13 protein-coding genes are annotated in these 12,878 nt (G+C 69.5%); 10 read left to right on the forward strand and 3 right to left on the reverse strand.

Going from position 1 to position 12,878, the window contains the following annotated elements:
* Positions 1-74: 74 nt before the first annotated feature.
* Positions 75-578, reverse strand: a complete 504-nt coding sequence (locus ACFXIV_RS30030) for an EXLDI protein (protein ID WP_379384247.1) — start codon at positions 576-578, stop codon at positions 75-77.
* A gap of 138 nt (positions 579-716) precedes the next feature.
* On the opposite strand from ACFXIV_RS30030, the gene ACFXIV_RS30035 reads away from it, so the two are divergent.
* From ACFXIV_RS30035 to ACFXIV_RS30050, 4 genes are read left to right on the forward strand one after another with little or no spacing between them, the layout of a single operon-like run.
* The gene (locus tag ACFXIV_RS30035; RefSeq protein ID WP_379402935.1) at positions 717-2,420 is read left to right on the forward strand and encodes a thiamine pyrophosphate-binding protein; all 1,704 of its coding nucleotides are present in this window, start codon (positions 717-719) and stop codon (positions 2,418-2,420) included.
* Positions 2,421-2,423: 3 nt separating this feature from the next.
* Complete coding sequence (locus tag ACFXIV_RS30040; protein WP_379402936.1) at positions 2,424-3,101, forward strand: SRPBCC family protein; 678 nt, start codon at positions 2,424-2,426, stop codon at positions 3,099-3,101.
* 10 nt (positions 3,102-3,111) lie between these two features.
* Positions 3,112-4,155 carry a 3-oxoacyl-ACP synthase III family protein gene (locus tag ACFXIV_RS30045; protein WP_379402937.1) on the forward strand — a complete coding sequence of 348 codons (1,044 nt, stop codon included), beginning with the start codon at positions 3,112-3,114 and terminating at the stop codon, positions 4,153-4,155.
* Complete coding sequence (locus ACFXIV_RS30050; RefSeq protein ID WP_379402938.1) at positions 4,152-5,351, forward strand: aminotransferase class I/II-fold pyridoxal phosphate-dependent enzyme; 1,200 nt, start codon at positions 4,152-4,154, stop codon at positions 5,349-5,351. Before ACFXIV_RS30045 ends, ACFXIV_RS30050 begins: the two co-directional genes overlap by 4 nt.
* Here ACFXIV_RS30050 and ACFXIV_RS30055 read toward each other — a convergent pair.
* Positions 5,305-6,273, reverse strand: a complete 969-nt coding sequence (locus tag ACFXIV_RS30055; protein ID WP_364609476.1) for a bile acid:sodium symporter family protein — start codon at positions 6,271-6,273, stop codon at positions 5,305-5,307. The two genes, ACFXIV_RS30050 and ACFXIV_RS30055, sit on opposite strands and share 47 nt — an antisense overlap.
* A gap of 104 nt (positions 6,274-6,377) precedes the next feature.
* Here ACFXIV_RS30055 and ACFXIV_RS30060 point away from each other — a divergent pair, with 104 nt between their 5' ends.
* The 5 genes from ACFXIV_RS30060 to ACFXIV_RS30080 are packed head-to-tail and all read left to right on the forward strand — an operon-like array spanning position 6,378 to position 9,442.
* Positions 6,378-7,343: a TIGR04222 domain-containing membrane protein gene (locus ACFXIV_RS30060; protein ID WP_379402939.1), complete on the forward strand. Its 966-nt coding sequence runs from the start codon at positions 6,378-6,380 to the stop codon at positions 7,341-7,343.
* Positions 7,340-8,248, forward strand: a complete 909-nt coding sequence (locus tag ACFXIV_RS30065; RefSeq protein ID WP_379402940.1) for a DUF692 domain-containing protein — start codon at positions 7,340-7,342, stop codon at positions 8,246-8,248. Before ACFXIV_RS30060 ends, ACFXIV_RS30065 begins: the two co-directional genes overlap by 4 nt.
* The gene (locus tag ACFXIV_RS30070; RefSeq protein WP_379402941.1) at positions 8,245-8,595 is read left to right on the forward strand and encodes a hypothetical protein; all 351 of its coding nucleotides are present in this window, start codon (positions 8,245-8,247) and stop codon (positions 8,593-8,595) included. Before ACFXIV_RS30065 ends, ACFXIV_RS30070 begins: the two co-directional genes overlap by 4 nt.
* A complete protein-coding gene (locus ACFXIV_RS30075) occupies positions 8,585-8,983 on the forward strand; it encodes a hypothetical protein (RefSeq protein ID WP_379402942.1) in 399 nt (132 codons plus the stop codon). The genes ACFXIV_RS30070 and ACFXIV_RS30075 overlap by 11 nt, the downstream gene beginning before the upstream one ends.
* Before the next feature lie 27 nt (positions 8,984-9,010).
* Positions 9,011-9,442 carry a GNAT family N-acetyltransferase gene (locus tag ACFXIV_RS30080; RefSeq protein ID WP_379402943.1) on the forward strand — a complete coding sequence of 144 codons (432 nt, stop codon included), beginning with the start codon at positions 9,011-9,013 and terminating at the stop codon, positions 9,440-9,442.
* Between the two features lie 3 nt (positions 9,443-9,445).
* On the opposite strand, the gene ACFXIV_RS30085 is transcribed toward ACFXIV_RS30080, so the two are convergent.
* Positions 9,446-9,850, reverse strand: a complete 405-nt coding sequence (locus ACFXIV_RS30085; protein ID WP_379402944.1) for an SdpI family protein — start codon at positions 9,848-9,850, stop codon at positions 9,446-9,448.
* A 101-nt stretch (positions 9,851-9,951) separates the two neighbouring features.
* Between ACFXIV_RS30085 and leuS the strand changes: the two genes are divergently transcribed.
* Positions 9,952-12,825, forward strand: coding sequence for a leucine--tRNA ligase (gene leuS / locus ACFXIV_RS30090; protein WP_379402961.1), 2,874 nt, complete (start codon positions 9,952-9,954; stop codon positions 12,823-12,825).
* Positions 12,826-12,878 lie beyond the last annotated feature (53 nt).

Below are 12,878 nucleotides of genomic sequence, written 5' to 3' on the forward strand. Positions count from 1 at the left end.
AGGCCGTGACCGCCGAGGCTTGCGATCAAAGTTTCTTCGGGTCGGTTATTCAGTTGTGCTACCGGGTTTTTCGATCAGATATCGAGGTCCTCGACCTGCGAGTGCTCGGTGGCGTCCACGACGCGGGCGTAGAGGCGATCGGGAATCTTGCCCTCCAGGTCCTGGATGGTGTCGTAGACCTCGAGGGTGAAATCGCCCCAATCCTGTTCGCCCAGACCGAGGAAGCGACGCCACTGGCGCCAATTGGTGTCGGTCGGGAACTCCGACCAGTTGGAGAAGTGGCTGTGCACCGCATACGCGCCTTTGCGGGTGCGGTACACCCGGATGTCCTCGATGCGCTCGTTGGCCATCTGGTGCCAGTGGGTGAGCAGGGTGCCGGAGAACCGGACCTGCCGGGTGCCGTCCTTGCCCACCTTCAGGACCACCTCGTCGTAGCCCTGTTGCCGGCCCTCCTCGAGCTCGATGAAGCGCCGCAGTGCCGTCACGATCGCGCCCGACAGATTGCCCCCCACCAGCTCCTGCGCGCGCTGAAACAGCTTCAGGTCATCATCGGATACGTAAATCGTCTTGTTCGGCATGCACCAACTATACGTAGACGTATACATACACGGCAAGACCTGTCGCGAAACGCGGTGATTGAACCGCTGACGACCCGCATCCGTATCCCGGTTGAAGGCACTCGGGCACCGGTGGCTGCCACCGGAAAGGACGCGCCCATGCATAGCGGCACACGGGTCGCTGACCAGCTGGTCAGGGCGGTATCGGCGCTGGGCGTACGGCACCTGTTCGGCGTCGACGGAGCAAACATCGAAGACCTCTACGACGCGGCTTTCGATCATCGGGATCTGATCACCGCCGTGGTGGCCAAGCACGAGTTCGGTGCGGCCACCATGGCCGACGGGTATGCGCGTTCGACCTCCGGCCTCGGTGTCGTGTGCGCGACCTCCGGCGGCGGCGCCGTGAACCTCGTCGCCGGGCTGGCCGAATCGTTCGCCTCCCGGGTGCCGGTGCTCGCGCTGATCGGGCAGCCCCCGACCGTCCTGGAGGGCAAGGGCGCCTTCCAGGACACGAGTGGGCAGGCCGGCGCCTTCGACGCGGTCGCGCTCTACAGGCCGATCTCGCACTACTGTGCCCGCGTCGAGGCCCCCGCCGACCTGCCCGCTCACCTCGCCCGCGCGGTCTCCGCCGCCCGCCGGGGCGGGCCCGCGGTGCTGTTGCTGCCCAAGGACATTCAGCAGGCCGACCTGGTCGCCCCGGATTTCGTGCCGCCCGCGCGCCCCTACCGCCGCGACATCGAGAACCTGTGGCGGGTGCTGCACGCCGTGCGCGGCGCCCGGGCGGTCGGCAAGATCGTGATCATCGCCGGGGACCAGGTGGCCCGCGACGACGCCCGCGACGAGCTGGCCGCCTTCGCCGCCGCCGTGGACGCCGCCGTCGGGGTCGCGCCCGACGCCAAGGACGTCTACCACCACGCGGACCCCGGCTGCTGCGGCGTCGCGGGGAGCATGGGCAATCCCGAGCTGCTCGACGCCCTGCGCGGCGCGGAGCTGTGCCTGCTGATCGGGACCCGCATGCCTGTGACCGCCCGTGCCGGGATGGAGGACGCGCTCGCGGCGGTGCCGCTGGCCAGCATCGGCGCGCTGCCGCCGTTCCTGCCCGCCGGGCACGCGCACAGCAACGACCTGGCCGAGACCCTCGCCGAGCTGATCGGCGAATTGGATTCCGGCGACGGCGAAACCGGGGCGCGGATCATCCCGCTGCGCCCGCACCCGTCCGGCGAGCCCACCCTGACCCCGCTGCCGGTGCCACCCTCCGACGGTCCCGGGCTGCGCTATCGCGAGGTGGTGGACAGCATCAACGACGCGCTGCCCGCGGGTTCGGACGTCTTCGCCGACGCCGGCAATACCGGTGCGGCCGTGGTGCACCACCTGCGGCTGCCGCGGCACGGGCGCTTCACGGTGGCGCTCGGCATGGGCGGCATGGGCTATGCCTTCGGGGCCGGGATCGGCTCGGCCTTCGCCCGGCACCGCCACCCGGCCGGCGGGCAGCGGCGCACCTACGTCATCGCGGGCGACGGAGCATTCTTCATGCACGGCATGGAGATTCACACCGCGGTCGAACACCGGCTGCCGATCACCTTCATCGTCCTCAACAACAACGCGCACGCCATGTGCGTCACGCGCGAGCAGCTGTACTACGGGGATCGCTACAGCTTCAACAGGTTTCGTCCCGCGTATCCGGGCGCAGGGATGGCCGCCATGTTCCCGGATCTGTGCACCCATGCACCGGAGAACCGGGCCGAGCTCGCCGCGGCACTGCGGCACTGCGCCGACCGCCCGGGACCGTCGTTCGTCGCGATCGACTGCGATCCCGACGAAATCCCGCCGTTCACACCGTTCCTGACGCCACCCAGGAGGTAACCCGTGACCACCAGCGCCCTGCCCGCCCTCAGTGACATTCCGGATGCCGTCCTGCCCGGCCTGCTGCGCATCGAGAACTCCGATCGCGAGGCCACCACCCCGATCATCCTGGACATGCTGCGATCGGTGTATCCGCACGACCAGATCTTCGGCGACTTCTGCCCGGTCCAGGGGTTCATCGCGGCCCCGCCGCGGGAGCTGTACGAGTACCTCGCCGACACCCGGTGCCTGGAGGAATGGACCTACAGCCTGCGCGGATTCACCGAGACCGCGGAGCCCGGGCTGTGGGTGTCGCACGATCGGCTGGGCGACAGCACCAGGATCTACACCCGCACCGTCGCCAATCCCGACGCCATGACGGTGGACTACCACTGCGCCTGGGACCAGAGCGACCACCTGTGGATGGTCTACCTGATGCGGGTGATCGACGCCCAGGTGGTGTTCGACAAGCCTGGTTCGGTGGTGCTGTGGACGAACTGCCACCACCCGTTCTATGACGAGAACCCCTACAAGGACACCGCGCCGGACAAACGCAAGGTGTGGGTGGGCGACTTCTGGGAGATGTTCTCCGCCGGGCACCAATTGGAGCTCGACAACCTCAGGGCCATCGCGGAATACCGCGCCTCGCACGGGCTGCCCATCAAGCCCGACTGGATGCTGAATCCCCCGGAAGAGAAGTGAGCTGAGCGCCATGGACTTCACCGACCCCGCCCTCCGGACGGCGCCGCCCGTCAGCCTGGTCGATGTCGCCGGTTACCTGCCCGGTGACCCGGTCGGCACCGAGTACTTCACCCAGTTCTCCCGCTCGGACCGGATGGCCAGGAACGTCATGTTCCGGGCCCCCAGGGGACGCCATCACATCGGCCGCGACGAGACCGCCGTGGACATGGTGGAGCGAGCCGTCGCACCCCTGATCGAACGCCATGGGGCACAGGAGATCTCGAATGTCGACATCCTGCTCACCCACACCCAGCTGCCCGACAATCCGGTGCTGGGCGCCGGGCCGGAGGTGGCGCGCCGGCTGAATATGAAGCCGCGCTGGGTGTTCGACATCCACAACGGCGGCTGCGCGGCCTTCGTCCACATGATGTGGATGGCCCGCATGATCCTGCAGACGACCGACGCCCGCACCGCGCTCATCGCCTGCACCCAGAACTGCGCGGGCCCGGTGTTCACCCAGCCCGATATCCGCGGGCTCGCGCAGGCCCCCGTCCCCGGCGACGGCTGCGGGGTCGGGCTGCTCGTGAAGAACAGCTCCGCGCCGATCCTCGATATCGAGTGCCGCACCTATCCGGAGTTCGCGGGCGACATGGAGTTCAGCACCAACGGCGAACGCAAGTACTGGGAGCCGGGCGAGGGCCAGGGCTGCGTCACCTTCACCGAATCCAAGGTGGCCAAGGTGATGACGCGCGGCAACCGGCTGGTGCCCGAGGTGGCGCACGCGGTGTGCCGGCGCATCGGGGTGAAGTCCCGCGATATCGACACCTTCGTCACCAACCAGCCCAACCGGCTGTTCCTGCGCAACTGGAACGAGGCGATGGAACTGCCGCCCGAACGGCACCCGGACACCTTCGACAGCTGCGGAAACCTGTTCGCCGCAGGCATTCCCGTGACCCTGGACGCCGAGAACCGGGCCGGGCGGCTGCGCAACGGCTCGGTGGTGCTGATGGCGGCGTTCGCGCACGCCGGGGACTTCGCGGGGGCGGCGGCCGTCCGCTGGGGCGCGGCCCGATGACCCGCCCCGGTGCGGGCGAGCACAGGCGTCCCGCGGCGCGGATCGTGGCGCCGGTGTCCTGGCCGACGGGATTGCGCGGTTCCGAGGTGGCGGACTATCCCGCCACCGTCGACCCGCACGGCGCGGACACCATCCGCTACGACCTGAGCTTGAGCGAAAACCCGTTTCCGCCACTGCCTTCGGTGGTCGCCGCGCTCGACGACTGCCTCGGCAAGGCGAACCGGTATCCGGAATTCCTGCCCCGGCGGCTGCCGCGGCTGATCGCCGACCATCTCGGCGTCTCGGCCGACCAGGTGGTGGTGGGTTCCGGCGCGACCGGGGTGGCCATGCAGATCATGCAGACCCTCCCCCGCGCCGGAACCGAATTCGTCTACGCCACACCGACCTTCGACGGCTACCCGATCATGGCGACCATGACCGGGCTGCGGCCGGTGCCGGTGCCGCTGGACGGCCACGGCCGCCAGGACCTCTGGGCCATGGCCCGCGCGGTGAACGAGCGCACCGGGCTGATCGCGGTGTGCCGTCCGCACAATCCGACCGGAACCGTGCTCCCGGCCAGCGAAGTGAAGGCGTTCCTGTGTTCGATCCCGTCCCGGGTGCCGGTGATACTGGACGAGGCGTACGTCGAATTCCTCGGCGCGAGCGACTCTCTCGACGCCGTCGAGCTGGTCGACCGCCACCCCAATGTGCTGGTGCTGCGCACCTTCTCCAAGGCCTACGGACTGGCAGGGCTGCGCATCGGCTACGCGTTCGGAGCGGCGGAACTGGTGCACCGGGTGCATCGGCTGCAACTGCCGTTCGGGGTGCCCGCCCTCGCGGTCGCCGCGGTGCGCGCGTCCTATGCCGCGGAAGCCGAACTGGGTGAACGGATTCTGCGCATCACCACCGAGCGCGAACTACTGCGCACCGAACTGCGGCGCGGCGGCATCCGGGTGCCGCGCAGCAGCGCCAACTTCCTGTACCTGCCCGGCCGCGATATCGCGCCCGCGCTGGCGCGCGCCGGGATCGTGGCCAAGCGCTACCCGGACGGCAGCGCCCGCATCGCAGTGGGCGATCCGGGATCGGACCGGGCCGTGCTGCACGCGCTGGCCGCCCGGCCCTCGGCGGGCACCCGTTCGCTGCGGCGCGACGACAGCCGGCTGCTCTCGCTCACGGCGCGCTACGAGCCCACCGCTGCGCGAGGGCGGCACACGTGATCAGCTGAATCTGGTGGAACATCATGAGCGGCAACACGACCAGTCCCACCGAGTGCCCCGCGAACAGCACCGTCGCCATGGGCAGCCCGGTGGCCAGGCTCTTCTTGGATCCGCAGAACACCACCACGATCCGGTCGGCGCGATCGAATCGCACCGCCTCGCCGAGGAATCCGGTGGCCACCAGCACGATGGCCAGAATCGCGCAGCACACCACGGCCAGCAGCAGAATCCGCCACGGCGACATGGCATGCCAGATGCCCTCGACCATGCCCGCGCTGAAGGCGCTGTAGACCACCAGCAGGATGGACCCGCGATCCACCAGCTTGGTGGGCTCGGCGTAGCGGGCCAGGAAACCCTTGACCTTCGGCCGGATCAGCTGGCCCAGGAAGAACGGCACCAGTAGCTGCAGCACGATGTCCACCACCGCGGACGGGTCCACACTCGCCTGCCCGGTGGTGTTCATCAGCAGGATCACGAGTGCGGGAGTCAGGAAGACGCCCAGCAGGTTCGACACCGTGGCGCTCACGATCGCGCCCGCCACATTGCCTTTGGCGATGGAGGTGAAGGCGATCGACGACTGCACCGTGGACGGCACCAGGCACAGGAACAGCACACCGGTGTAGAGATCGCTGGTCAGCACATGCGGCACCAGCACCCGGGCGGCGAGACCGATCACGGGGAAGAGCACGAAGGTGCAGACCAGTACGGTCAGGTGCAGTCGCCAGTGCTTGAGGCCCGCGATCGCCTCCTGCGGCGCCAGGCGCGCACCGTAGAGCAGGAACAGAAATCCGATGGCGATCTTCGTCAGCCAGCTCACGACCTCGGCCGCCTCGCCCCGAGCCGGGAAGATACTGGCGAGGACGACCATCGCAAGGATCGACAGGATGAACCCGTCTATGTAGAACTTGCTGAGAAATCGCACCGAAACAGGCTAAACACCATGCTTCCTTGGGATAACACAGCACCCGCGCAGCCGCGATACTGGTGGTGATCGACAGTCACGACGACTCCCGAGGTGGAATCGCCATGGTCCTTCGGACCGACGCGGCCGCGGCCGCAACCGATACGTGGGGGATATCCGGCCCGGCCTTCCTCCTGTTCTATGTCCTCGCCGGCCTTTCGGCCATCGCCTTCGGCTACGCACGGCGCGCGGCGGTGATGCGCGCGGTCGACCCGGCCTGGCCACCGGGCGGGCCGCTGCGCCCCAGCGAAACCGCCATGCTGGTCGACGACCGGCGTCCGGTGCTGGCCGGGCTGGCGCAATTGCGCGGCCACCAGATCATCGACTCCGCCGGCGCGCCGGTCCGGCCGCTGACCGCCGCCGAGGAACAGCAGCTGGATCCGATCTCCCGCGCGCTGCATGCGCACCTGCACAGATCCGGGCAGGCGCGCATGCCCGGCATGCTCGTGGGAACCGCCGGGGTGTCGATGGCGATGCGCGGCGACCTCACCGAACGCGGCTATCTGTTCGGCGAGAAGCAGCGAAAAGCCCTGCGGACAGCGCGGTTTCCGCTCTTCGTATTGCTCGTGCTCGGACTGGTCCGGCTGATCGCGGGCGCGGCCACCCATCATGCGGTCGGCTTCCTGGTGTTCGCCATGATCGTGCTGGCGGTCCTCACCGTCGCGGTGGGCCGGCCGCCGCGCCTGACACAGCGCGGCCGCGACGCCCTCGCCGCCGCCCAGGCCGGCAACCGGCACCTGCGGCCCGCCAGCTCGCCCGCCTATTCCGCCTACGGACCCGACAGTGCCGCGCTCGCCGTCGCGCTCTACGGCGGGCTGGTGCTGTGGACCCTCGACCCGGCGCTCGCGGGGGCAGCCAGCGTGGTCGCAGGTGGCGGTGGTGGCGGGAGTGACGGCAGCTCCTGCGGCAGCGACAGCGGAAGCACCTGCAGCAGTAGCAGTTGCAGCAGCGGCAGTAGTTGCAGCAGCGGCAGCAGTTGCAGCAGCAGCAGCAGTTGCGGCAGCAGCTGCGGAGGAGGCTGCGGGGGATGACCGGTTCACCACTTCCCGAGGGGTCGCTGGGCATCGGCTGGCGGCGCGAGATCTGCGGTCTGGTGGCGGCGCTGGAGGGCATCGGATTCTGCGAGGTCATCGCGGAAACGCTGGCGCCCAGGGATTCCGGCGGCCGGGCCGGCGCGTTCCTCCGGCGCGGTCGCGGGTCCCGGCCCGGTGTCGACGTGCCCGAGGAGCTGGCCGCGCTGGTGGCCCGGGGCATTCCCGCGGTGCCGCACGGTATTTCGCTGTCGCTCGGCGGTGCGGAGTCGGTGGACGACCGGCGGGTCGCCCATCTCGCCGACTGCGCGCGGGCCCTGGGTTCGCCGCTGGTGAGCGAGCACATCGCCTTCGTGCGCGCGGGCGGCCTGGAGGCCGGGCACCTGCTGCCGGTGCCGCGCACACGCGAGGCGCTGGACGCCCTGGAGCGCAATATCTTTCGCGCGAGCCGGCAGTTGGATGTGCCGCTGGCGGTGGAGAACATCGCGGCGCTGTTCGAATGGCCGCACGCCGAGTACACCGAGGCGGAATTCCTGCAGGAGCTCGTCGAGCGCACCGGCGTCCATCTCCTACTCGATATTGCGAATGTCTATGCCAATGCCCGCAATACGTCACGTGATCCGCTCACGGAGCTGTCGCGCCTGCCCGCCGAGCGGGTGGCCTACTGCCATATCGCGGGCGGCCACGAGTCCGGCGGCCGCTATATCGACACCCATGTCCATCCCGTCCCCGCCGAGGTGCTGGCTCTGGTCGCCGAGTTCACGGCCGGCCGCGCCGTCCCCCTCATGCTGGAACGCGACGGAAACTACCCGCCCGCAGCCGAACTCACCGCCGAACTGAACGCCATCGCCACCGCCTCCGGCCGCCCGCCCATCACGCTGCGCCCGGAGGCGATCCCGGCATGACCATCGAATCGGCCCGGACGGCAGGGACACTCGCCGAACAGCAGGCGGCCGTGGTGCGCGCGCTGGTCGCCGGCGCGCAGCCGCCGCCCGGTTTCGACACGGACGATCTCGCCGCCACCGCGCACGGCCTGCTGCACAAGCGGGCCGAGGAGGTGGCGCGGCGGTTCCCGCGCCTGGCGCAGGCCGCCGGGCCCGACTTCCGGGCCCGCTACCTGGACTGGGCGCGTATCCGGCCGAAGACCACCACCAGCGAGGACGCCGCCGCCTTCGCCCGCGACCTCGGACTACCCGATCCGCGGCCGCAACCCGGCAGGCGGCCACGGTGGCCCGGCCGCCGTGGACGATGATGCGTGGGTGGCCTTCCTCACGCGCGATCCACACCACGGCTACCGGCCGAACCCGGCCCCGGCGACCCGGACGGCCAGCCGGATCCTGCTTCGATTCGGGCCGGCGCGCTGGGATTTCGTGCTGCGGCAGACGGTCCTTGCGCCCGGCGGGCAGTCCGGGTGGCACTACCACGACGGGACCCTGTTCGTGCTGGTCACCGGCGGTGCGCTGGATCATCCGAAGGCCGATTGCACCCCGGTCACCATCCGGCCGTGGCGGGTCTTCCGGGAGCCGAGCGGTCCCGGGCACGCGCACCTGGCCCGCAACAGTGGCCCGCGACCGGTGAAACTGACCGTCTTGTACGTCAATCCGAAGGGGAGCCCGCTCGGGCGAACCCTCGGCAAGTGATCCGGATCATTGAGGCAAGCTGGGCCCATGATCGAAGTCGTCACCGTCAGCACCGAGCAGGAACTAGCCGACGCCTACGCGGTGCGCATGAAGGTCTTCGTGGACGAGCAGGGCGTGCCCGCGGACATCGAGATCGACGAACTCGACGAGACGGCCGATCATTTCCTGGCCCGGCTGGACGGCAGGCCGGCCGGGGCCGGGCGGTTGATCGTGCGGGACGGTGTCGGGGTGCTCGGGCGACTGGCGGTGCTGGCGGACACGCGCGGCACCGGGCTCGGCGTGGCGCTGGTGCGCGCCATCGAGGAGCGCGTGCGCGAACGCGGCCTGGGCGCGGTCGAACTGCATTCGCAGACCCACGCGCAGGGCTTCTACGAGAAGCTCGGGTACGAGGCGTACGGCGAGATCGGCATGGACGCGGGCATCCCGCACATCTGGATGCGCAGGTCGCTCACGAACTGAGAGCTAGGCGGTCTCGCAGGCGTCCCGCAGCGAGCACGCGCCGCAGGCGCTGCCGCAGCCGCCGACCTTCACCTCCGGGAACGCGGTGGCGAGCGCCTTCTCGGCGGCGGCCGCACCGGCGCCGAGGGTGAACACCGCGATGACCACGGCCACCACCGCCACGACCAGGGCCGCGATGCCGCCGGCGACCAGCGCGACCGCACCGGCGGCCGCGAGCAGCAGCCCCGCCACCACGGAGGTCGGCGCGGCCACCCGGTTGGCCAGCTCGAAGGATTCCTCGGACTTCACCGCGGCCTCGGAGTGCACCCCGAAATACCGGTTGCCCGGCAGCGTCCCGGTGAATCCGAGCACGCCCGTGACCACGGCCACAACCGCGAGGACAAAGAGGATCAGCGCCACGACGAACACCCGGTAAACGGTACCCCTACCCTTTTTGGGCTCGGGTGAGGCTACGTTTTACCCTGGTGAGCGACCTTATCGGGGATTGGCTGGACAAAGAAGGCAGGACCGTGCAGGACACCCGTGCATCCGAAACACCCACCGCGACCGCGGGTGGGGGCGGCGACGTTCCCGCACACCGCTACAACGCCGACCTCGCCGGCCGCATCGAACAGAAGTGGCAGGGCAACTGGCAGCAGCGCGGTACCTTCTACGCGCCCAACCCGGTCGGTCCGCTGCAGGGCGAGACCCCGGCCGACAAGCTGTTCATCCAGGACATGTTCCCCTACCCGTCGGGTGCGGGCCTGCACGTCGGTCACCCGCTGGGCTACATCGCCACCGATGTCTTCGCCCGCTACCACCGCATGCACGGCCGGAATGTGCTGCACGCCCTGGGTTATGACGCCTTCGGCCTGCCCGCCGAGCAGTACGCGGTGCAGACCGGCGCGCACCCGCGCGACACCACCATGGCGAATATCGCCACCATGCAGCGGCAGCTGGACCGCCTGGGCCTGGGCCACGACCGCCGCCGCACCTTCGCCACCACCGATCCCGAGTACTACCGGTGGACGCAGTGGATCTTCCTGCGTATCTACAACGCCTGGTACGACACGGGCCTGGGCAAGGCCCGGCCGATCGCCGATCTGATCGCCGAATTCGAGGCCGGCAAGCGGGCGGCCGTCGCGGGCCGCGCCTGGAACGAGCTGTCCCCGTCCGAGCGCAATGCCGCCATCGACTCCCATCGCCTGGTCTACCAGACGGATTCGATGGTCAACTGGTGCCCGGGCCTGGGCACCGTGCTGTCCAACGAGGAGGTCACCGCCGACGGCCGCTCCGAGCGCGGCAACTTCCCGGTGTTCCGTAAGCGCCTGTGGCAGTGGATGATGCGCATCACCGCCTACTCCGATCGCCTGGTCGACGACCTGGACGAGCTGGACTGGCCGGAGAACGTGAAGGCCATGCAGCGCAACTGGATCGGCCGCTCGCGGGGCGCGCAGGTCAAGTTCGAGGCCGGCGCGGATCTGATCGAGGTCTTCACCACCCGCCCCGACACCCTGTTCGGCGCGACCTACGTGGTGCTGGCCCCCGAGCACGAGCTGGTCGGCAAGCTGACCGCCGCCACCTGGCCGTCCGGCACCGACGCGCGCTGGACCCTCGGCAACGCCGACACCCCCGTGGAAGCCGTTGCGGCCTACCGGAAGTCGATCGCCGCCAAGTCGGATCTGGAGCGCCAGGAGAACAAGGAGAAGACCGGTGTCTTCCTGGGCACCTACGCCACCAACCCGGTCAACGGCGCACGCGTGCCGATCTTCATCGCCGACTATGTGCTGAGCGGCTACGGCACCGGCGCGATCATGGCCGTCCCCGGCCACGACCCGCGCGACTGGGACTTCGCCACCACATTCGGCCTGCCCATCATCGAGGTCGTCGCGGGCGGCGATGTCGCGGAGGGGGCCCACGCCGGTGACGGTGTCATGGTGAACTCCGGCTACATCGACGGCATGGACATCGAGTCCGCCAAGGCCAAGGTGATCGCCGAACTGGAGGCCAACGGCCACGGCAGGGGCACCGTCCAGTACAAGCTGCGCGACTGGCTGTTCGCGCGTCAGCGCTACTGGGGCGAGCCGTTCCCCATCGTCTACGACGAGGACGGCGCGCCGCACGCGCTGCCGGAATCCATGCTGCCGGTGCGTCTTCCGGAGATGGACGACTTCGCGCCGGTCACCTTCGACGCAGACGACGCCGACTCCGAGCCGTCCCCGCCGCTGGCCAAGGCCACCGACTGGGTGCACGTCGAACTGGACCTGGGCAACGGCGTCAAGAAGTACCGCCGCGACACCAATGTCATGCCCAACTGGGCGGGCAGCTCCTGGTACCAGCTGCGCTACGCGGACCCGACCAATACCGAAACCTTCTGCGCCCCCGAGAACGAGCAGTACTGGCTGGGCCCGCGCACGGCTGAGCACGGCCCGAAGGATCCGGGCGGCGTGGACCTGTACGTCGGCGGCGTCGAGCACGCGGTGCTGCACCTGCTGTACGCGCGCTTCTGGCAGAAGGTGCTCTTCGACCTGGGTGACGTGTCCGGCTCCGAGCCGTACCGCCGCCTGTTCAACCAGGGCTACATCCAGGCCCACGCCTACACCGACGCGCGCGGCGCCTACGTGCCGGCCGCGGAGATCGTGGAACGGGACGGAAAGTTCTTCTGGACCAATGCCTCCGGCGTGGAGGAGGAGGTCTTCCAGGAGTACGGCAAGATCGGCAAGTCGCTGAAGAACGCCATCTCCCCCGACGAGATGTGCGATCTGTACGGCGCCGACACCTTCCGCTTCTACGAGATGGCGATGGGCCCGCTGGACACCTCGCGGCCCTGGGCCACCAAGGATGTCGTGGGCGCGCACCGCTTCCTGCAGCGCGTGTGGCGACTGGTGGTGGACGAGGAGACCGGCGCGGTGAAGGTCACCGACGGCGAGCCGTCGGCCGAGGCCCTGCGCCTGCTGCACAAGACCATTGCCGGTGTCGACGACGACTACGCCAACCTGCGCGACAACACCGCGGGCGCCAAGCTCATCGAGCTGACCAACTTCCTGACCAAGAACTACGGCGACGGCGCGCCCCGCGCGCTGGTGGAACCCCTGGTCCTGATGCTGGCCCCGATGTCCCCGCACGTGGCCGAGGAACTGTGGGAGCGCCTGGGTCACACCACGGCCCTGGCCCACGGCCCCTTCCCGGTCGCGGATCCCGCACTGCTGGTGGCGGATTCGGTCGAGTACCCGATCCAGGTCAACGGCAAGGTCCGCAGCCGCGTCAGCGTCGCCGCCGACGCCGACCAAGCCGCGGTCCAAGCCGCCGCGCTGGCGGACGAGAAGATCGCGGAACTGCTGGGCGGCAAGGCGCCTCGCAAGATCATCGTGGTGCCCGGCCGCCTGGTGAACATCGTCGCCTGAGGTGACCGGCGTTCGGCCCGGTGCGCACCGCGCACCGGGCCGAATTCATGTGC

The organism is Nocardia sp. NPDC059236 (genome assembly GCF_042754085.1).
Taxonomy (GTDB): Bacteria; Actinomycetota; Actinomycetes; order Mycobacteriales; family Mycobacteriaceae; genus Nocardia.